This is a genomic window from Pedobacter sp. AW31-3R, from assembly GCF_052180285.1.
Classification (GTDB): Bacteria; Bacteroidota; Bacteroidia; order Sphingobacteriales; family Sphingobacteriaceae; genus Pedobacter.
Genome location: NZ_CP197475.1, coordinates 4,400,721 through 4,422,196, shown reverse-complemented (window position 1 = coordinate 4,422,196; position 21,476 = coordinate 4,400,721). Strand labels below are relative to the sequence as shown.

Here is a 21,476-nt window from a genome sequence, read left to right as displayed (position 1 = left end):
GGTAAAAAAGGTTTACTTTTGTGACGGATAAAAATGTTAGTGATACCAAATTTACTATAAATAAAAATGGCACAATACGAGTTATTATTACCTAAGATGGGTGAAAGTGTTGCGGAGGCAACCGTTATCAAATGGTTAAAACAACCTGGAGATATGATCAGTTTAGATGATACTTTATTGGAAATTGCAACGGATAAGGTAGATTCTGAAGTACCATCGCCAGTGGCAGGGAAATTAATTAAACAACTTTTCGGCGAGGATGAAGTGGTACAGGTAGGTGCAGTGATTGCGTGGATAGAAGTTGAAGGGGAAGAGCAGGGGCCAATTGATGAAGGGGGGCGTTCGGCGGTGATTACACCTGCAGCGGATGTGGCAGAAATGCCTGAGATAACTGCAGCACCTACAGCAGATACGGAAGGGCAGATTCCGGGAACAGCCTTGCTAGAGGCTGCTGAAAATATAGTTGTCCCGGAAGTCGCTGATACTGACCGGTTTTATTCTCCCCTGGTGAGGAGCATAGCCGCACAGGAACGGATTTCCGCAGCAGAATTGCATACCATTGCAGGCAGTGGAGCTGAAGGAAGGCTGACAAAAGATGATTTGCTGAATTATATACAAACTGGCAGAAAAGGAACTGCTTCTGTTCCTGCTGAACAGCCATACCAGGCTCTGCCTCCTATGGCCAAGTCTCAGGATAGTCCCGTAAATACAGCGCATAAATCAACCATTGTCAGTCCGGTACTGAGCATGAGCGGTGCTGATGAAATCATAGAGATGGACCGCATGGGCAAGATTATTGCCGACCATATGACCATGAGCAAGCATACCTCGGCACACGTGACTTCTTTTGTGGAAGCGGATGTGACCAACCTGGTTTTGTGGAGGGAGAAGATAAAGAAGAACTTTGAAAAGCGAGAGAACGAAAAGATTACGTTTACACCAATCTTTATTGAAGCTGTTGCCAAGGCCATTAAAGACTTCCCAATGATCAATGTGTCAGTTAATGGTACTCAGATCATCAAGAGAAAAGATATCAATATTGGAATGGCTGCTGCATTGCCTACAGGTAACCTGATTGTACCTGTCATCAAAAATGCAGATCAGCTGAACCTTGTGGGATTAACGAAATCGGTGAACGATCTGGCCGTACGTGCACGTGCCGCAAAACTGAAGCCTGATGAAACGCAGAACGGAACTTTTACCCTTACCAATGTGGGCTCATTCGGCAATGTCATGGGCACACCCATTATCAACCAGCCGCAGGTGGCTATTCTTGCAGTAGGTACCATTAAAAAGAAACCTGCAGTCCTGGAAACAGAATACGGTGATGTGATTGCCATCCGTCATATGATGTTCCTTTCGCTGTCATATGACCACCGCGTAGTGAACGGTGCCCTGGGAGGGACATTCGTACGGCGAGTGGCAGATTACCTGGAAAACTGGGACCTGAACAGGGAGATCTGAAAACTATAAGAACCGGCAGCGCTATGCCGTTCCATACATATTACTGATACGCAAAAGGCCGGATTATTTCCGGCCTTTTGCGTATCAAAACAATGGTCATTTAGTTAAAAAGTACTTCCTCACCAGCAATGACCTGAATTTGCTGGTCAGTATACGTAAACCTTCCTGTATGTGCAATAAACACATCTTTATGGGTAAGGAGTTCTTTGTTCGCCAGCAGGGACTTTAAGCTCACACTGCCGATCACATATTTGTAGTCGTTACGCGAGAAGCGCTCTACAATATTTTCAATCTTAAGCTTTTCAACCGTATATTCATGCTCGTACCTCAGGTAAACTTCAATGTTCACATTGTCGGTATGGATTAAGCCGTTGTGCTGGTGTAATTTTTTATATTCATAACGGTAACCGTATCTTAAAGCAGCAATATCAGATAGTACAGCAGCACCGGTAGGATGGCCTCCTGCACCTTTTCCAAAGAAAAACTGCTTATCTGCAAAGGCAGCCTGCACCGTTACACCATTGTATTCATTTTCTACATTGAACAGGAAATCGTCAGCCTTAACGAACTTAGGCAACACATAAGTGACCACTTGTTTGGTGCTGATTTTTCTTGCGGTAGGCACTAATTTTATCTTGAAGTTCTTTTCCCTGGCATACCTGATATCGTGTTCAGACAGGTTCTGAATGCCCACATTCAGGATGTCAAGCGGATTGATAAACAATCCGTAAGCATGTGCCGTGGCAATAGCCAGTTTAAATTTGGGATCATAACCACCTACGTCCATAATCGGGTCTGTCTCTGCGAAACCAAGGTCCTGGGCCTGTTTCAGGGCTTCCCCATATGGCATATTCTCATTGAAGATTTTTGACAGGATATAGTTTGATGAGCCATTAAATATACCGCTGATGCCATGCAGCAATTCATTGTCGTAATACTCTTCCAGGTTTCTGATGATCGGAATACTTCCGCATACTGCACCTTCATACAGAAGGGATGTACCGTGTTCTTCCTGTAATTTTACCAGTTCCTCCAGGTGGTTGGCAATCATTTTTTTATTGGCCGATACCACATGTTTGCCACTTGTCAATGCACGTTTCGCAATTTCAAAGGCAGCATCTGCATCATCAATTAATTCAACGATGGTATTTATTTCCGGGTTATCCAGGATATCATTATGGTCTGTAGTGAATAGTTTAGCATCAAGGCTACGTTTTTTGGCCGGATTTTTTATTGCAATTTTTATGATCTCCAGGTTAAGGTCTTGACCTTTAATGATGTCATGTAAACCCTGGCCAACAACTCCAAAACCAAATATTCCAATTTTAAGTTTCTTACTCATTATGCTATTTTATGCAGTTTAATTATTTTTTTGTTCGTCGTGTCTTTTAAGAAATTGCCGATGATATTGGTCAGGATATTGGTTTCAATTAAAAAACCATCATGTCCGTAAGCAGATTTGATCGCATGGAATGAAGCACCCGGAATGTTGTTGCCCAGGTACTCCTGCTCGCTGATCGGGAACAGGAAGTCATTTTCAATCCCTATAACCAGGGTGTTGGCCTGGATTTCCGCAAGTGCATCGGTTACACTTTTCCTTCCCCTGCCCACATTATGGCTATCCATCGCCTTACTCAGGTACCAGTAACTGTAGGCATTAAAACGCTTGCACAATTTCTCTCCCTGGTAATTCTGATAAGAAGCTGCACGGAATGAACCTGTTTTGTCATTTACACTTTCTACCTGTGTAGCTCCATAGGCTTCATACGTTCTGTAAGAAAGCAAGGCAATGCTGCGTGCCACTTTTAATCCTTTTAAACCGCCATCCGGTTTTTGTGCATAAAAAGTACGGTCGCTGCTGATGGCCAGTCGCTGACTCTCATTGAATGCAATTCCCCATGGAGAGTGGACTGCATTGGTCGCCACGAGAATCAGGTTCTCCATTTTTTTAGGTTCGGCAATGGCCCATTCTACTGCTTGTTGTCCCCCTAGGGAACCACCGATCAGTACTTTGATCTTCTCTATCCCCAGATGCGAGGCCAGCAGCTGATGGACGCCAACGAAGTCCCTTATGGTGAATTCAGGAAAAGAAAGGTAATAAGGAAGACCTGTTACCGGATCCGTACTCAACGGATTTGTGGTTCCGTAATGAGAGCCAAGTACATTTGCACAGATGATAAAATGGTCTTCAGGATTAAATAATGACTTTGCACCAAATAAGCCTTCCCACCAGTCCAGTACATCTGCATTCGCCGTAAGTGCATGGCAAGCCCAGATGACATTGTCTTTTTTGGCATTCAGTTTTCCATAGGTATGGTAGGCAACCTGCAACCCACGTAGTTTTTTTCCGTTCTCCAGTTTAAAAATCTTCGTGTGTTGGTATGTGTGTGTAGATGACATTGTTGTTGTATGCTTATGCTGTGGTCTGCTTAATTGTATATTTTATAGGGATGCCTGAATTTTTCCAAAGGCCTGTTCTAAATCCGCAATGATATCATCAATATGTTCTATACCTACAGAAATACGTAACAATTGTGGGGTGACACCCGCGGCAAGTTGTTCTTCTTCATTCAGCTGCTGGTGCGTGGTGGCAGAAGGCTGAATAATTAGGGTTTTTGCATCACCAACATTGGCCAGGTGACTGATCAGTTCCAATGCATCAACAAATTGAATAGCGGCTTCTTTTCCTCCGTTAAGTTCAAAGGACAATACGGCACCAAACCCATTTTTCAGGTATTTTTTTGCATTGATATGGTAGGGGCTGCTTTCCAGTCCCGGATAATATACTTTGGCCACGGCCTCGTGGTTTTGCAGCCATGTGGCCAGTGTCAGGGCATTGTCCACATGGCGCTGCACCCTTAAGGATAAGGTTTCCAAACCCTGTAGCAGCAGGAAGGAATTGAAAGGCGCCAGTGCAGGCCCGAAATCACGCAAACCTTCTACCCTTGCACGGATAATGAACTGAATATTTCCAAAATCGCTGTTTAATCCGAATACATCATTGAATACCAGTCCATGGTAACCTTCTGAAGGTGTAGTAAACTGTTTAAATTTACCATTTCCCCAATTATAGGTTCCTCCGTCAACAATCACTCCGCCAATACTGGTACCATGTCCGCCAATCCATTTGGTAGCAGATTGTACCACCACATGTGCACCATGTTCCAGTGGTTTAAACAAGTATCCGGCAGCACCGAAAGTATTGTCTACGATTAAAGGAAGGTCGTGTTTTTGCGCAATCAATGCGATTTGCTCAAAATCAGGAATACTGAAAGAAGGGTTTCCTATAGTTTCCAGGTAAAGTGCCTTGGTGTTTTCGTCGATTTTTGATTCGATTTCCTGAAAATTGTCAGGATTGGCAAATCTAACTTCGATACCCAGACGTTTAAAGGCAACTTTAAACTGGTTGTAACTGCCTCCATATAAATGAGAAGAGGAAACGAAATTGTCCCCTGCTTCAAGGATATTGTTTAATGCAATAAACTGGGCTGCCTGTCCCGATGCCACGGCGAGTCCTGCAATTCCGCCTTCCAGTGCTGCCACACGTTTTTCAAAAACGTCTGTGGTAGGGTTCATGATTCGGGTATAGATATTTCCAAACTCTTTAAGGGCGAATAAATTTGCGCCGTGTTCAGAGTTTTTAAAGCCGTAAGAAGTCGTTTGGTAGATAGGTACGGCTCTGGATCCTGTTGTAGGGTCTATTTCCTGGCCGGCATGAAGTTGAAGGGTTTCGAATTTATAGTTAGCTGACATGATTTCTGTGTTAAATTTAAATTTGTTTGTGGGCTAGGGGAGTCCCGGCAGATATCCGCTGGATATGGCGTAAGGACATAGCGTACCTCTTCATAGAGGCCTTCCTGTTGAATTAAAGAGACAAGGGAAGATTTCTAAACTAGTCTATGCAACAGCACATATGCATCATTACACAGTGTTGCAGGGTATTGAAATTTAAATAAGGATGTCCGCTGTATGGCGATTGAATGCGTTTTCTTTTCATTTTGCTTTAATTTATCTTTCCAGAAAGCAATAGGCTAACTGGTCAGGAATTGGCACCTTCTCCTTTCGGGAGGGTTGCCAGTGGGTCAGGGAGCCTGTCTCTCGCCACTTCTTTATAAATCAAACCTTTTTTTGGAGGGTTGACTTGAATAGCTTTCGCTATGATGTTACAAATGTAGATTTATTATGTTAATCTTCAAAATTTTATTCTGAAAAATAGATAAATATTTGAAGATTAACATCATAATTGTTTTTACCGGTTGGTGCAGAGCAGCGGAATCAGTCTTTATTCGCCTAAAGCGTGCTCAAAATCGGCTATAATATCGTCGATATGCTCAAGTCCTACAGATATCCGAATTAAATTCTGTGGCGTTTTGGTGCCAGGGCCTTCCACGGAAGCGCGGTGTTCAATAAGGCTTTCCACCCCACCCAGACTGGTGGCCTGAGCAAACAGTTTTACCTTGTTCACTACTTTCTTTGCATTTTCAGCATCTCCCTTGATCAGTACAGATAACATGCCGCCAAATCCGCTCATTTGTTTCTTGGCAATTTCATGCTGCGGATGTGAAGGTAAGCCCGGATAATAAACGGCTTCAATTTTTGGATGCTTTTCAAGATAAGAAGCGAAAGCCATTCCGTTTTCATTGTGTCCCCTCATCCGGTAAGCCAAAGTTTTGATACTTCTCAACAGCAGAAAGCAGTCGAATGGAGAGGGAACAGCTCCGCCAACCTGTTGAATATTCCTGATTTTTTCCCAGAATTCATTCTGTGCGGCAGTAACCAGTACCCCGCCAAGAACATCACTGTGTCCGCCAATATATTTGGTGGAGGAATGCATCACAATATCTGCCCCATGTAAAATCGGACTTTGAAAACTTGGGGAAGCAAAAGTACTGTCACAGGCCAGGATGAGCTGATGTTGATGTGCAATTTCCGCCAGTGCCGCAATATCAGTAATCTTTAACAGGGGGTTGGATGGTGTTTCGACCCAGATCAGTACGGTATTGCTCTTTATATAGCTTTCCACTGATCCGGAATCTGTAAGGTCTATAAAATCTATACTGAGTGTGTCCTTAAAAATAGAAAGCAGCTGCTTTTTAAATCCCCAATACATATCATCAGGAGCAATGATGTGGCTGCCCGGAGCCAGGGCCTGAAAAATGGCCATGCCTGCGGTATTGCCGGAAGAAAATGCACAGGCATCGGCTCCTTTATCCAGTTCCGTGAGTACTTTTTCCAATGCAGAGCGATTGGGATTGCTGACACGGCTGTACATATGTCCGCCAGGATAACCGCCATTTTCATCCCTGAAGAAGGTTGTAGATAAACTTATTGGCTGGGTGACATCGCCTGTGGCACTGTGTGTTAAATTTCCAGCGTGTATAGCAATTGTTTCTGTATGCATAGAATTTAAGTTTTTTATTTTTTTGGCAGGATTTATGTAAGTTGATTCGAAAAATACAAGTATATGAAAAGAATATTAGTTATAGCTGCCATTTTATGTAGTTCATTAATGGTGTTACAAAGCTGCTCTTCTACCAAAAGCAGTTCTGGATCAACAAGTTTAAGAAGGGGTGCGGTTACAGGGAACTGGGTTTTAAATGATATTACCTTTGAAGGTTTACCGGCATCCAGTGTAAAATCTCTTTTTGACGAAGCTTCCTACAAATGTTTCATTGGAAGTACATGGAATTTAACCAACAGTGGCAACGGAACATACATGTTGCCTGGAACAGCGGAATGCCCTGCAAGAACGCAGAATATCTTCTGGTCTGTAAGTACTGCTGATGAAACCTTCCAGTTTAAGAAATTATATGAAGGTGACAAAGCTAAAAATGTAAGTGAAGGGTACAGGATTATTCTTTCTGCAGCAACCGGCGATAACCTGGTATTGAAGTCACCTGTAGAATATGGCAGCTCGCCTGCATATATCGTTTTGAACTTTTCTAAAGCAGCAAAATAGAAAAATACACACAGATTTTATAAGGCCAGCTGATCAGCTGGCTTTTTTTATGCCAATTCTGGTATAAAATGACTATTTTAATGACCTTCATCATATTTTGTCCGATGAATTTATTTATGGTGGAAAGATTCTGATTTATGGCAAAAATTTCAATTATTGGTAGTGGTTTTTCTGGACTGGCAGCGTCATGTTTTATGGCGAAGGCAGGGCATGAGGTAAATGTGCTGGAAAAGAATGAAAGTATTGGGGGCCGGGCAAGGATGTATAAAGCCAATGGTTTTACTTTTGACATGGGGCCCAGTTGGTACTGGATGCCGGATATTTTTGAAAATTTTTTCTCGCAGTTCGGAAAATCTGCGGGCGATTATTATGAACTAAAAAAGCTTGATCCCGGGTTTCAGATTATTTTCGCTGAAGGGGAGGTGATGGAAATACCCGCAAGTGTGGATGAACTGATGGAAGTCTTCGAAAATATCGAGGCGGGCAGTGCAGACAAATTGCGTAAATTCCTCAGTGAAGCTGAGTTTAAGTACCAGGTAGGTATGAAAGACCTGGTCTATAAGCCTGCCTTTTCCTGGATGGAATATGCGAATATGAATGTCATTAAAGGCATGCTCAATGCCAATATTTTCAGTTCGGTCAGCAGTTATGTGCGCAGCTATTTCAAAGATGAACGTCTTGTTGCGCTGATGGAGTTCCCCGTGTTGTTTCTGGGAGCCATGGCGAATAAGATTCCTGCACTTTATACGATGATGAACTATTCGGCTATTGTACAGGGCACATGGTATCCGGTGGGGGGCATGTACCAGATCGTGAATGGAATGAAAGACCTGGCTTCTTCACTCGGGGTTGAATTTCAGACTGGGATACAGGTCAGCCATATTGAAGTAAGCAAGGGCCTGGTTTCCGGATTGCAGACCAGTGCCGGGCAGCAATATACGGATGGTTTGATTGCTTCGGCTGATTATCACCATGTAGAACAGCAACTGCTGGAAGAAAAATACAGGAACTACAGTTCCTCCTATTGGGATAAAAAAACATTTGCACCCTCCTGCCTCATTTACTATGTAGGCGTAAGTAAAAAACTGGGTAAACTGCTTCACCATAACCTCTTTTTTGATGCTGATTTCAAGCAGCATGCTGAAGCGATCTACACTGAGCCGCGCTGGCCTGACCGTCCGCTTTTTTACACCTGCTGCCCTTCAAAAACAGATGATACTGTCGCACCAGAGGGAATGGAAAATCTATTTATCCTTGTTCCTGTAGCGACAGGGTTGAGCGATACGCCCGAAATGCGGGAACATTATTTCGATGGGATCATCAGGCGTATGGAGACCTATTGCGGAGAAACTTTCAAAGAACAGATTACCTATAAGCGGACGTACTGCATCAACGATTTTGTCAATGATTACAATGGCTGTAAGGGAAATGCCTATGGCCTTGCCAATACCCTTAGTCAAACGGCAGTGCTGAAACCTTCCCTGAGAAATAAAAAAATAAAGAATATGTTTTATACAGGTCAGCTGACTGTCCCTGGTCCCGGTGTTCCGCCAGCGCTGATCTCCGGTCAGGTAGCAGCCGCTGAATTAAATAAGTTTTTACAAAAATTACCGCATGAAACACCTGTTTGATCATATCTCTATTGCCTCCAGTATCCTGGTGACCAAAACGTACAGCACTAGTTTTTCACTGGGCATACGTTGCCTGCACAAAAAATTTCACCACGCCATATACAGTATCTATGGCTTTGTGCGGCTGGCGGATGAGATTGTAGATTCCTTTCATGGTTTTGATAAAATGGAACTGCTGGAGGAGTTTAAAAAGGCGACTTATAAGTCTGTTTCCCAGGGGATAAGTCTTAATCCTATTTTAAATAGCTTCCAGCGCGTTGTGAATACGTATGCCATCGACAATGAACTCATCGATTGTTTTCTGGCCAGTATGGAAATGGACCTGCAGGAGACTTCCCATTCTGAAGGATCATATGATGCCTATATCTTGGGTTCGGCGGAGGTAGTGGGTCTGATGTGCCTGCGGGTGTTTACGGAGAATGATACCGCCCTGTATGAGCGGTTGAAGCCCGGAGCCATGAAGCTTGGATCCGCTTTCCAGAAGGTTAACTTTCTGCGTGACATGAAAAATGACTATGAAGTGCTGGGCAGGGTCTATTTTCCAAAAGTAAACTTCGGTGTGTTTTCAGAGAAAGAAAAAAGAGAAATAGAAAAGGATATAGAGCAGGATTTTACGGCGGCTCTGGCAGGCATAAAACAATTGCCACGGTCTTCCCGGTTTGGTGTCTATGTGGCCTATATCTATTATAAAAGCCTGTTTAATAAAATTAAGTCGGTATCTTCGGACAATATAAGGTCTGAGCGCATCCGTATACCGAATGTAAAAAAACTCGGATTACTTGCAGGTTCTTATGTGAAGCACAGTTTCAGAATGATATGATAATGGCACTCCTCTTTTTAATGGTATTTGGTATTCCTGGTCCTACTCCTGATCTTTCCTCCTGCAGGAAATTACTGGACCATGCTGTAGAAGATAAAAAAACAGCACTTAAATTCTATGAGCAATTGAAAACAGCAAAGAAAGAGGGTGATCCCGTATTGCTGGGCTTCCGTGCCATGTCTGAATTTTTAATGTGTAAACACCTGATCAATCCCTTCAGCAGGTTAGCTCATTTCCATAAGGGAAAGGAGCTACTGGAAACTGCTATTCAGGAAAATAATACGCACCCTGAACTGTTATTTTTCAGGTTGAGCACACAAAGTAACCTGCCCGCTGTTTTAAAATACAATGGGAACATTGAAGCTGATAAGAAGGCGCTAATTGCGTTTTTAGTAAATTATAACGGGAAGGTGCAACCTGACCCGGTATTGTATCAAAGAATTAAAACATACCTGCTGTTGAATAAGTACTGTAGTTCAGCGGAAAAGGCCAGAATAAAAGCGTTATGATGGAAGAACACGTCATTCTTGTGAATGAACAAGACCAGGAAACAGGAACCATGGAAAAACTGAAGGCACATCAGCTGGGGGCATTACATCGTGCCATTTCCGTTTTCCTCTTTAATGACAAGGGAGAAGTCCTGCTGCAGCAACGCGCAGCAGAAAAATACCATTCTCCATTAAAATGGACAAATACCTGTTGTACACATCCCAGGCCTGGGGAGGATTTAAATGTCGCAGCGGTAAGGAGGTTGGTAGAGGAAATGGGAATAAGGGCTGAACTGACCTGGCAGTATAGTTTTATTTATAAAGCCGAACTGGATGGAGGCCTTACAGAACATGAACTGGACCATGTATTTTTCGGGAAGAGTGAGGCTATTCCGGTTCCAAACAGCGAGGAAGTGGCCGCATGGAGATATTTAAGCCTGGAAGCCGTTGAATCAGAAATGACAGCACAACCGGACAGTTATACAGAATGGTTTAAAATTATGTTGAATAGGATAAAGAAAATTCGCGATGAACATATTGATTAATATTGGGATTGTACTGCTTACTTTTTGTCTCATGGAATGCATCACCTGGTTGACGCATAAATACATTATGCACGGTCTTTTATGGGTTTTACATGATGACCACCACAATAAGTCACCTGCATTTTTTGAGAAGAACGATTATTTCTTCGTGATTTTTGCAGTCATCTCCATGGCATTTTTTATTTGTGGTACTTTTATCACCGACCTTGGCTTTCTCTTTTATATCGGTATAGGGATCACCCTGTATGGCTTTGCTTATTTTGCTGTTCATGATATTTTTATCCACCAGCGGTTCAAGCTGTTCAGCAGAACAGATAACTTCTATTTCAGGGCCTTGCGCAAGGCGCATAAGGTGCACCACAAACATCTGGGTAAGGAAGAAGGAGAATGTTTCGGCATGTTATTCGTGCCGATCAAGTATTTTAAAGAAGCATTAAGAACTAAAAAATAAAGGGCAAGAAATTACCTTTTACATAACCCTGACAGCTTAAATGACTTGTATCACGGTCTTCTGTCGATTTTATCTTACTTTTGACCTATAATAAAAATCACAGATGGATACTATTGGAAAACTGGATTTTCTATTGAACGATACCAGCCTCGATCAGTCGCTGAGGGATATTGCCCTTAAAGTTCAAAATGGAGAGAGAATTACCTTCGATGAGGGTGTTTATTTATATGAACATGCTGAATTGGCATATCTTGGTGTCTTAGCCAATTCTATCAGAGAGAAAAAACACGGCGACAAAACGTTTTTTAACCGTAATTTCCATATTGAGCCGACCAATGTATGCGTGTACAGCTGTAATTTCTGTTCTTATTCCAGGTTAATTAAAAACCGTGATGAAGGATGGGAAATGAGTGTGGACGGCATGATGGATGTGCTGAAGAAATATGATGGTGAACCGGTAACGGAAGTACATATTACCGGCGGCGTTGTGCCTAAACAGAACCTCGAGTTTTATGCCGACTTTTTCAGACGTGCCAAAGCACACCGGCCTGACCTGCATATTAAAGCCTTAACTCCGGTGGAGTATTATTATATCCTCAAAAAAGCGAAGTTAAGCCATTATGATGGAATGAAATATTTCAAGGAAGCTGGTCTGGATTCTATGCCAGGTGGCGGAGCGGAAATTTTCCATCCGGAGATCAGGGAGAAAATTGCCCACGATAAATGTAATGCCGAACAATGGCTGGATATTCATGAGCAGTCCCATAAACTGGGAATGCGCTCGAATGCGACCATGTTGTATGGCCATATCGAACAGTTCTGGCACCGGGTAGACCATATGGAGCGCCTGCGCCAGCTGCAGGATAAAACCGGAGGTTTCCAGGCTTTTATTCCCCTCAAATTCCGTAACCAGAATAACCAGATGGAAAATATTCCGGAAGTGTCTGTGGTGGAAGACCTGAGGAATTATGCAATCGCCCGTATTTATATGGACAACTTCGACCATATTAAAGCCTATTGGGCAATGATCAGTCGTCAGACTGCACAGATGTCTTTAAACTTCGGTGTGGATGATATTGACGGTACACTGGATGATACCACAAAGATCTATTCCATGGCCGGTGCAGAAGAACAAACACCAGGCATGAGTACCAAAGAACTGGTGACACTGATCAAACAGGTGAACAGACAGCCTATAGAAAGAGATACGTTATACAATGTGGTGACCGACTACACCGATTTTGTATTTGAAGAGCAAGCTAAACCCCAGTTTTATAAGTTACCGGTAATCAATGGATAAGGAAATATACGTAATTCGTCATGGCGAAACAGCATTTAATAAATCAGGCAGGATTCAGGGCAGGGGCATCAATAGCGACCTAAATGATACAGGACGTGAACAGGCTGCGGCATTTTATTCCCTTTATAAAGATGTTCCCTTCGAAAAAGTCTATACCTCTGCCTTAAAACGTACGCAACAAACCGTACAGGGCTTTATTGATGCCGGAATTCCATGGGAAGCACATCCTGAAATTGATGAGCTGGCCTGGGGAGAACTCGAAGGGCAGCATACCAGTGAAGAAACGATAGGAGCTTTTAAAGATATTACTGAAAAATGGCAGGCTGGCGATTATGATGCGCATTTTGCAGGCGGGGAAAGTCCCAATGATGTATCCCTTCGCTTGCAGCAGTTTATTCAGCTGATCAAAAGCAGGACGGATGAAAAACTTATTCTGGTTTGTATGCATGGCCGCGCCCTGCGTTTACTGATGTGCCTGCTTAGCAATAAGCCTATTTCCGATATGTATGATTTCCCGCATTTGAATACCGGTTTGTATAAACTGGATCTCACCGCCGGGGTGTTTACCATTCTCGAAACCAATAATACCGATCATTTAAAAATTCCGACCCTTTAAAATTATTATAATTGGATAAGATTAAAATTTCTGCTGTCTCTTATACGAATACGAAGCCATTTCTTTATGGAATCCAGCATTCAGCAGTCCTTGATAAAATAGAGTTAAGTTTAGATATTCCGAGTGATTGTGCTACAAAAGTTATTGATGGTACTGTGGATCTCGGATTGATCCCCGTAGCGGCCATTCTGAATGTTGCCCAGCCCCATATCCTTACTTCTTATTGTATTGGTTCTGTGGGTGCAGTGAATTCGGTGTTCATTTTTAGCAGTGTACCCGCGAATGAGATTAAAACCCTGCGCCTGGACAGCCATTCCAGGACCTCAAATAACCTGGCGAAAGTATTGCTGAAGTTTTATTACAAGCAGGAAGTTACCTTTACTACGGATGCAAATGCGGTTACCGATGCTATTGTGCTGATCGGCGACCGTACTTTCGGAAAAAAGGAAGATTATGCCTATGCCTATGATATGGGGGAAGAGTGGATGAAATTCACCGGACTTCCTTTTGTATACGCGGCCTGGGTAGCCAACAAAACTATTCCGGAAGATTTTATAATGGAGTTCAATGCCGCCCTGGAACTGGGTCTTTCACAGCGCGCTGCCCTTATCAGGGAGTTACCGGTGAATCCGGTGTTCGACCTGGAAGATTACCTCATGAACAAATTGGATTTTGAGCTCAGCGATCAGAAAAGAAAGGCACTTGACCTGTTTTTATCGTATATCAGGCAGCTGTAGGTCTGATAGATTCCATCGGTAAACATTTTAAATTTTAAAAAAAAGAGTAAAGCTATAAGGTTACATAGTATATTTACACTTTTGTAAAGTAAATATATTTTGGCTAAAGATAATACGAAGGAAACACCCTTAATGCAGCAATACAATGCCATCAAAGCAAAGTATCCGGGCGCATTACTGTTGTTTAGGGTTGGGGATTTTTATGAGACTTTTGGTGAAGATGCCATAAAAACCTCGCAGATATTGGGTATAGTGTTAACCAGGCGCGGAAATGTTGCTGCTGCCAATTCGGAACTTGCAGGTTTTCCGCATCATTCCCTGGAGACCTACCTTTCTAAACTCGTTCGTGCAGGCCAGCGGGTGGCGATATGTGACCAGCTGGAAGATCCAAAAGGCACCAAGACTATTGTTAAACGTGGTGTCACAGAACTGGTGACCCCGGGCATCGCCTATAATGACAATATCCTTAACCAGAAATCCAATAATTACCTTGCTTCCCTGTATTTCGACAAACAGCTCATCGGCGTGTCTTTTGTTGATATCTCTACCGGTGAATTTCATGTAGCACAGGGAAATGCAGAGTATATAGACAAGCTGCTTCAGGGCTTTAAGCCAACGGAGGTTGTTTTTCAGAAAAGCAGGCGCCAGGAATTTACTGAATTGTTTGGTGACAGGTTTTATACATTCACACTGGACGACTGGGCATTTACCAGCGATTATGCCAATGATGTCTTAAATAAACATTTCGAGGTCAATTCACTGAAAGGTTTCGGGATAGAAAAACTGCAGGCAGGCATCGTTGCTGCCGGAGTAGCCTTACATTACCTGGGCGAAACAGAACACCGGAACCTGAAACATATTTCTGCGATCTCCCGCCTAGAAGAAGATACGTTCATGTGGCTGGATAGATTTACCATCCGAAACCTGGAACTGGTAGGCTCAGCCAATGAAAATGCCACGACTTTGTTCCATGTGCTGGACCAGACTTCCACACCCATGGGGGCGAGGCTGCTGCACAAATGGATCGTGATGCCCTTGAAAGAACTGAAACCTATTCAGGAACGCCTGGGCATGGTGGATTACTTCACCAAAAAAGAAGCATTGATAGAAGAGTTTTTAACGCATGTAAAGCAGATCGGAGACCTGGAACGGCTGATCTCAAAAGTCGGACTGCAAAGATGTGGCCCCCGCGAATTGTGCCAGTTAAAGAAATCACTATACCATATAGAATCCGTTAAAAATCTGGCCGCAACCTCAGATAATCCTTTTCTGATGAGTGTGGCCCTTCAGCTCGACCCGTGTTTGAGTATTCGTGAGCGGCTGGAAGCAGAACTGCACCAAGAGCCACCGGCGGTACTGAGCAAAGGAAATGTCATCGCTAAAGGGGTAAATGAAGAGCTGGACCACCTGCGTGGAATTTCTACGGGAGGAAAAGACTTTCTGATAGAAATACAAAAACGGGAAGCATTAGACACCGATATCCCTTCCCTAAAAGTATCATTTAATAATGTTCACGGTTATTACCTGGAAGTAACGAATACCCATAAGGATAAAGTACCGTCCACCTGGATCCGTAAACAAACCCTGGTCAATGCAGAGCGTTACATTACGCCGGAATTGAAAGAGTATGAGGAACAGATACTGGGGGCTGAAGATAAGATCCAGCAGATTGAAGCCCGTCTCTATGAGGAGCTGCTGCTGCAGGTCATGGCTTATATCAAACCTATACAGCGGAATGCTTTCATCACTGCACAACTGGATGTCCTGCTGTGTTTCGCCCAGCTGGCACTCCATAACCATTACGCAAAACCCGTACTGAATACTTCACGTATCCTGGATATTAAGGGGGGACGCCATCCTGTGATTGAAAAACGATTGCCTGTAGGGGAGGAGTATATCACCAATGATGTTTTTCTGGACAATGATACCCAGCAGATTATTATCATTACCGGCCCCAATATGTCGGGTAAATCGGCAATTCTCCGTCAGACGGCACTGATTGTGCTGATGGCACAAATCGGTTGTTTCGTGCCTGCGAAGGCTGCAACAATAGGTATCGTTGACAAGATCTTTACCCGTGTAGGGGCATCAGATAATCTTTCCTCCGGTGAAAGTACATTCATGGTGGAAATGAATGAGACTGCAAGTATCCTGAATAATATATCTGATAACAGCCTTATCCTGCTGGATGAAATCGGGCGTGGTACAAGTACCTATGACGGGATTTCCATTGCCTGGGCTATAGCCGACTTCCTGCATACCCATCCTACGGCAAGGCCAAAGACTTTGTTTGCCACCCACTACCATGAGCTGAATGAACTGGCTTCTACCATGAGCAGGATCAGGAACTTTAATGTGTCAATCAAGGAAATCGGTAATAAGGTGATTTTCCTCCGTAAGCTGGTTCCGGGAGGTAGTGAACATAGCTTTGGTATCCATGTGGCAAAGATGGCAGGCATGCCGCCTAAACTGATTGCCAGGGCCAATGAAATCTTAAAGAAACTGGAAATCGACAGGACTGAAGGGCAAAGTATTAAAGATAGCATTAAGAAAGTACAGAATCAGGCTTATCAGCTGCATATGTTTGCTGTGGATGATCCTATTCTGGTGCAGATAAGAGACATGCTGAATAACCTGGACGTCAATGTACTGACACCTGTGGAAGCCCTGCTGAAACTGGACGAAATACAACGGCTGATTAAAAATTAAGAATATATGAACAGAAAGTACGCCTTATCCCATCATACATTTCTCCTGATCACTTTTTGTACCTTGTTGCTGCTTTCTTCCTGTGGCAGTAGAAAATTCAAATACAGTTCAGACACCAAAGCGGCAAAAGCAGCAGATGCCATGGCAAATCTCCATAGCAAACGTTTGTACCGTTTTATTACGGACTGGGCCGGGGTAAAGTATAAGTTAGGCGGACTCGATAAAAGGGGGATCGACTGTTCCGGTTTCGCTTTGTTGTTGAATAAGGAGATTTATGGCGTATCGTTACCCAGAAGATCGGCCGATCAGGCAGAGGTGATCAGAGAGAAAAATCAGCAGCAGCTGCAGGAAGGCGACCTGATCTTTTTTTCTTTCGGCGGCAGGGCAGTGGACCATGTGGGGATTTACCTGAACAATGGTTTTTTCGTACATGCCTCAACCTCGCGCGGGATTATTGTGGAAGATTTAACCCTGCCGGCTTTTCAGCGGGTATTGGTAAAAGCGGGACCTGTAAAGTAAAATGAATACCTTTGAAAGCTGCTGCCTGTCAGCTCTTTTCAAATGAACAAATATAAAACTGATGAAGAAATTCGAAAATGACACGTCCTTCTGGACGACATATAAAAAATTTGCAACTACGGAAGTATTGATGTATCTTATTATGATAATTGGTATAACCTTAGGCATTATCTTTCTCAGCTGAAAAAATATAAAACAGGGAGCTGAACCGCCTTTTTGGTCTTGAATGTTTACCTGTTTAATGAAGAAATAAAAAAATTAAAATATAGAGATGAAATTAAATCTAATCCGGCCCCTTGCATTTTTTGACCTGGAGACTACAGGTATTAACGTTGGCTCCGACCGCATTGTGGAAATTGCAATTTTAAAGGCTATGCCAGATGGCACAGAGTTGATCAAAACGATGCGTATCCATCCTGAAATGCCTATTCCTTTAGCTTCTTCACTGATTCATGGCATTTATGACCAGGATATTGCTGATGCCCCTAAATTTAAGGAAGCTGCAACAGAACTGGCAGAATTTATTGGTGATGCCGATCTTGCGGGATACAATTCCAACAGGTTTGACATTCCGGTATTGCTGGAAGAGTTCCTTCGCGCTGGTGTTGATTTTGACATGAGCGACAGAAAGTTTGTGGATGTACAGAACATTTTCCACCAGATGGAGCAGCGTACCTTAAGGGCTGCCTATAAATTTTATTGCGATAAGGATATTATCAATGCACACTCTGCTGAAGCTGATATCACTGCCACCTATCAGGTGTTACTGGCCCAGCTGGACCGTTATGAGGGAGCAGATTTTGAAGATAAACAGGGGAATATTTCCCAACCGGTTAAAAATGATGTAGAGGCATTGCATGCCTTCACCAATATGAATAAACCAGTTGATTTTGCCGGCAGAATGGTTTTCAATGAAAACGGGGAAGAAGTATTCAATTTTGGCAAGCATAAAAATAAGACTGTAGAACAGGTTTTTGATACAGAACCAAGTTATTATGCCTGGATGAAACAAGGTGATTTCCCACTTTATACCAAAAAGAAACTGGAAGAAATCTGGACCAGGTGGAATAAGAAAAAGACACCTAAAGCTGCGGCGCCCCATGCGTCTAAACCTGCACAGCCGGCAACAAAACCAGCGCAGCCAGCCTCACCGGCAGCGGCTCAACCGAGAAAACCTTACCAACAGCCACATAAACCTCATCACCAACCTAAAAAGGAAACGCCTGCAGTGAGCGTGACAAGCGATATGCTGGAGCAGTTGAAAATGAAATTCGGTAAATAATATCGGTTGATGAATAAAATATTTTTTATTGCCCTTTTTGGAATAATCGGGTCAGGCGCTCTTGCGCAACAACAGCTGCCTGTTCCGGTAGAATTCCAGAAGGCCTATGCCAGGGGGACAAGGAATACGAATGGTCAGCCGGGTGCTAAATATTGGCAGAATACGGCAGATTATAACTTGAAGGTGGATTTTAATCCATCTTCAAGATTGTTGAAGGGTACCGTAGAGGTGGTCTATAAAAATAACAGTACGGATACCCTTACTGAAATCTGGTTAAAGTTATATCCTAATTTATACAAAAAAGGATCGCCAAGGGCCTCAAAGATCGCGGAGAGTGACCTCGGTGAGGGCGTGCAGATCTCGAAATTTGTATTGGAGGATAAAGCTGTCGCCCCAGATCTGCTGCTGATTGATGGAACAAATATGCATACTGCTGTTCCTGCTATCCTTCCGGGTAAAAGCCTGAAGCTGAAAATTACGTATCAGTACGAACTGAATAAAGGATCACATAACAGAACGGGACAGGTGGATGCAAGTTCCCACTTTGTCGCTTATTTTTTTCCAAGAATCGCCGTTTATGATGATGTAGATGGATGGAATAAATATCCCTACACCGGCGATGCCGAGTTTTACAATGATTTCTGCAATTTTAAGGCAGAAATTACCGTTCCTAAAAACTTTGTGATCTGGGCAACAGGTGACCTGACCAATACAAAAGATGTTTTAAACAAGGGGATTGCGGAAAGAATAGCTATGGCGGAAAAATCTGATACCGTTGTTGAGGTGATTACTGCTGCTGATTTAAAAAATAATAAGGTAACACCAGACAAGCCTTTCCATACCTGGAAGTTTGCTGCGGAGCAGGTGACCGATTTTGTATTTGCTACGAGCGACCATTACCTGTGGAAATCAACCAGTCTGGTGGTCGATCCGGAGACAAAACGCAGAACACGTGTGGATGCCGCTTTTAATCCTGCCCATAAAGATTATGAGGAAGTTGTTGATTTCGCCAGACAATCTGTTCAGCTCATGAGTTATGATTTTCCTAAATGGCCTTTTCCGTATTCGCATGAAACGGTGTTTGATGGACTGGACCAGATGGAGTATCCAATGATGGTCAATGATAATCCCGTAGCCAAGCGGGAAGATGCCATTACACTGACTGTACATGAAATTTTTCATACCATGTTTCCTTTTTACATGGGGACAAATGAAACGAAATATGGCTGGATGGATGAAGGCTGGGCCACTATAGGGGAATGGCTGAACGCACCTAAAATTGATACTACGATGGTTGACGAATATGGAGTGCAGCCCACTGCGTCCAGTTCAGGATCGAAGAGTGATACCCCTATTATGACCCTCACACCGGATTTGGTGGGTGCTGGAAGTTTTACAAATTCATATCCTAAGCCTGCATTGGGTTATTTATTTGTTAAAGATTACCTGGGGGACGAGTTGTTCACGAAGGCATTGCACCATTACATCAGGTCCTGGAATGGGAAACACCCCATGCCTTTTGATTTCTTTTATAGTATGAATGAAGGTTCCGGAAAAGATTTGAACTGGTTCTGGAAGCGCTGGTTTTTTGATGAAGGCGTCACAGATATGGGGATTCAGGCGGTTGAAAAAAACACGACCGGTTACCTCATCAAAGTAGAAAATAAGAGTACCAAACCCATGCCTGTTTACCTTAAGCTTACTTTTGCTGATGGTTCTTCTGAAAATTTGCATGAGACCATCGGGATCTGGGAGAAAGCGGGGAATACGGTTGTGATCCCTGTAAAAACAAACAAGACCTTGAAAAATGTATTGCTTGGGAATACATATGTGCCCGACAAAGACAGGTCTAACAATAATTTTTCCGTGCGGTAATCATTGCGGTAAGAAAGTTTGACCTTTGAGGCTGGTGTTGCATTGCAATCATTCAACACCAACCTCAAAGGTTTTTTTATGGCTTAGGAAGCAGTTTTTTTATAAAATCGATATTGCGGGTCAACCCCTTGAATTTGGTGCGTTTCACTGCGGAGTTTTTAAATAGCTGTTTGAATACCTCTTCGGTAATATCCAGCCAGTCTTCCTTTTTCATTTCCAGCAGGTTTTCTTTAGGCTTCAGCAAAGGTTCTGCATGTGGTACGGAAAACCTGTTCCAGGGACAAACATCCTGGCAGATGTCACAGCCAAACATCCAGTTTTCCATTTTGTCGTCAAAACTCCTGGGAATTTCTTCTTTCAGTTCTATCGTGAGGTAGGAGATACATTTCTTTGCATCAATGATGAAAGGATTCAGGATCGCATCGGTAGGGCAGGCATCAATGCATTTGGTACAGGTACCGCAATGGTCTGTTGCAAAAGGAGCGTCATATTCCAGCTCCAGGTCAATGATGAGTTCTGCCAGGAAAAAGAAAGACCCGCTTTTTTTGCTGATGATATTGCTGTTTTTACCTACCCAGCCAATTCCTGCACGTTTTGCCCATGCACGGTCCAGCACAGGAGCAGAATCTACAAATGCCCTTCCGCTGACTGCACCAATCTTCTCTTCAATGAAATTCAGCAATTGGAATAATTTATCCTTGATGACCGTATGGTAATCGGTGCCATAGGCATACTTGGATATTTTGGGTGCTTCAGGATCTGTCTGTTTTTCTTCCGGAAAATAATTGAGGCTGAGGGAGATGACAGATTTGGCATCATCTACCAGTATTCTCGGGTCAAGGCGTTTATCGAAATGATTTTCCATGTAGCCCATCTGCCCGTGGTGCTGGTTTTTTAGCCATTTTTCCAATCGCGGAGCCTCTTCTTCCAGAAAGTCTGCCTTCGCAATACCACATTGCATGAAGCCTAAGCGGATGGCTTCATCTTTGATCAACTGGCTATATGTAGCGGGCTTATTGTGCATCAGACCTACAAAGGTAAGGTTTCATGTTCAAACCTTTTATCTATTCTTTTGTTATT

The 21,476-nt window shown here is 43.2% G+C and carries 19 protein-coding genes and 1 riboswitch; of the genes, 14 read left to right on the top strand and 5 right to left on the bottom strand.

The window, feature by feature from the left end; genetic code table 11:
- Positions 1–66 precede the first annotated feature (66 nt).
- Entirely contained in the window at positions 67–1,464 is a 1,398-nt protein-coding gene (locus ACSBL2_RS18155) for a dihydrolipoamide acetyltransferase family protein (RefSeq protein WP_442587970.1), read from the top strand.
- A gap of 100 nt (positions 1,465–1,564) precedes the next feature.
- On the opposite strand, the gene ACSBL2_RS18150 is transcribed toward ACSBL2_RS18155, so the two are convergent.
- The 4 genes from ACSBL2_RS18150 to ACSBL2_RS18135 form a co-directional block, all read right to left on the bottom strand.
- Positions 1,565–2,806, bottom strand: coding sequence for a homoserine dehydrogenase (locus ACSBL2_RS18150; RefSeq protein WP_442587969.1), 1,242 nt, complete (start codon positions 2,804–2,806; stop codon positions 1,565–1,567).
- Complete coding sequence (locus ACSBL2_RS18145; protein ID WP_442587968.1) at positions 2,806–3,864, bottom strand: homoserine O-acetyltransferase family protein; 1,059 nt, start codon at positions 3,862–3,864, stop codon at positions 2,806–2,808. The genes ACSBL2_RS18150 and ACSBL2_RS18145 overlap by 1 nt, the downstream gene beginning before the upstream one ends.
- Before the next feature lie 42 nt (positions 3,865–3,906).
- On the bottom strand, positions 3,907–5,217 hold the full coding sequence (locus ACSBL2_RS18140; protein ID WP_442587967.1) for an O-acetylhomoserine aminocarboxypropyltransferase/cysteine synthase family protein: 1,311 nt from the start codon (positions 5,215–5,217) through the stop codon (positions 3,907–3,909).
- A 252-nt stretch (positions 5,218–5,469) separates the two neighbouring features.
- Positions 5,470–5,582: riboswitch (SAM riboswitch) on the bottom strand.
- Between the two features lie 164 nt (positions 5,583–5,746).
- Entirely contained in the window at positions 5,747–6,865 is a 1,119-nt protein-coding gene (locus ACSBL2_RS18135; protein ID WP_442587966.1) for a trans-sulfuration enzyme family protein, read from the bottom strand.
- Between the two features lie 63 nt (positions 6,866–6,928).
- On the opposite strand from ACSBL2_RS18135, the gene ACSBL2_RS18130 reads away from it, so the two are divergent.
- The 13 genes from ACSBL2_RS18130 to ACSBL2_RS18070 all read left to right on the top strand — a co-directional run bounded on the left by ACSBL2_RS18130 (position 6,929) and on the right by ACSBL2_RS18070 (position 20,396).
- The gene (locus tag ACSBL2_RS18130; protein WP_442587965.1) at positions 6,929–7,423 is read left to right on the top strand and encodes a hypothetical protein; all 495 of its coding nucleotides are present in this window, start codon (positions 6,929–6,931) and stop codon (positions 7,421–7,423) included.
- A 137-nt stretch (positions 7,424–7,560) separates the two neighbouring features.
- Positions 7,561–9,054, top strand: a complete 1,494-nt coding sequence (locus ACSBL2_RS18125; RefSeq protein WP_442587964.1) for a phytoene desaturase family protein — start codon at positions 7,561–7,563, stop codon at positions 9,052–9,054.
- Positions 9,038–9,874: a phytoene/squalene synthase family protein gene (locus ACSBL2_RS18120; protein WP_442587963.1), complete on the top strand. Its 837-nt coding sequence runs from the start codon at positions 9,038–9,040 to the stop codon at positions 9,872–9,874. Before ACSBL2_RS18125 ends, ACSBL2_RS18120 begins: the two co-directional genes overlap by 17 nt.
- A 2-nt stretch (positions 9,875–9,876) precedes the next feature.
- Complete coding sequence (locus ACSBL2_RS18115) at positions 9,877–10,383, top strand: hypothetical protein (RefSeq protein ID WP_442587962.1); 507 nt, start codon at positions 9,877–9,879, stop codon at positions 10,381–10,383.
- Positions 10,380–10,907 carry an isopentenyl-diphosphate Delta-isomerase gene (idi, locus tag ACSBL2_RS18110; protein ID WP_442587961.1) on the top strand — a complete coding sequence of 176 codons (528 nt, stop codon included), beginning with the start codon at positions 10,380–10,382 and terminating at the stop codon, positions 10,905–10,907. The genes ACSBL2_RS18115 and idi overlap by 4 nt, the downstream gene beginning before the upstream one ends.
- Positions 10,891–11,358 carry a sterol desaturase family protein gene (locus ACSBL2_RS18105; protein ID WP_442587960.1) on the top strand — a complete coding sequence of 156 codons (468 nt, stop codon included), beginning with the start codon at positions 10,891–10,893 and terminating at the stop codon, positions 11,356–11,358. Before idi ends, ACSBL2_RS18105 begins: the two co-directional genes overlap by 17 nt.
- 103 nt (positions 11,359–11,461) lie before the next feature.
- The gene (gene mqnE / locus ACSBL2_RS18100) at positions 11,462–12,658 is read left to right on the top strand and encodes an aminofutalosine synthase MqnE (RefSeq protein WP_442587959.1); all 1,197 of its coding nucleotides are present in this window, start codon (positions 11,462–11,464) and stop codon (positions 12,656–12,658) included.
- A complete protein-coding gene (locus ACSBL2_RS18095) occupies positions 12,651–13,274 on the top strand; it encodes a histidine phosphatase family protein (protein ID WP_442587958.1) in 624 nt (207 codons plus the stop codon). Before mqnE ends, ACSBL2_RS18095 begins: the two co-directional genes overlap by 8 nt.
- 11 nt (positions 13,275–13,285) lie before the next feature.
- Positions 13,286–14,011 (top strand): menaquinone biosynthetic enzyme MqnA/MqnD family protein, encoded by a 726-nt coding sequence (locus tag ACSBL2_RS18090; protein WP_442587957.1) that lies wholly within the window; start codon positions 13,286–13,288, stop codon positions 14,009–14,011.
- Between the two features lie 99 nt (positions 14,012–14,110).
- On the top strand, positions 14,111–16,720 hold the full coding sequence (gene mutS, locus ACSBL2_RS18085; protein WP_442587956.1) for a DNA mismatch repair protein MutS: 2,610 nt from the start codon (positions 14,111–14,113) through the stop codon (positions 16,718–16,720).
- A 6-nt stretch (positions 16,721–16,726) separates the two neighbouring features.
- Positions 16,727–17,239 (top strand): C40 family peptidase, encoded by a 513-nt coding sequence (locus ACSBL2_RS18080; protein ID WP_442587955.1) that lies wholly within the window; start codon positions 16,727–16,729, stop codon positions 17,237–17,239.
- Between the two features lie 271 nt (positions 17,240–17,510).
- A complete protein-coding gene (locus ACSBL2_RS18075) occupies positions 17,511–18,521 on the top strand; it encodes an exonuclease domain-containing protein (protein ID WP_442587954.1) in 1,011 nt (336 codons plus the stop codon).
- Between the two features lie 9 nt (positions 18,522–18,530).
- Positions 18,531–20,396 (top strand): M1 family metallopeptidase, encoded by a 1,866-nt coding sequence (locus tag ACSBL2_RS18070; RefSeq protein ID WP_442587953.1) that lies wholly within the window; start codon positions 18,531–18,533, stop codon positions 20,394–20,396.
- Between the two features lie 76 nt (positions 20,397–20,472).
- On the opposite strand, the gene queG is transcribed toward ACSBL2_RS18070, so the two are convergent.
- Complete coding sequence (gene queG / locus ACSBL2_RS18065; protein WP_442587952.1) at positions 20,473–21,420, bottom strand: tRNA epoxyqueuosine(34) reductase QueG; 948 nt, start codon at positions 21,418–21,420, stop codon at positions 20,473–20,475.
- Positions 21,421–21,476: the final 56 nt, after the last annotated feature.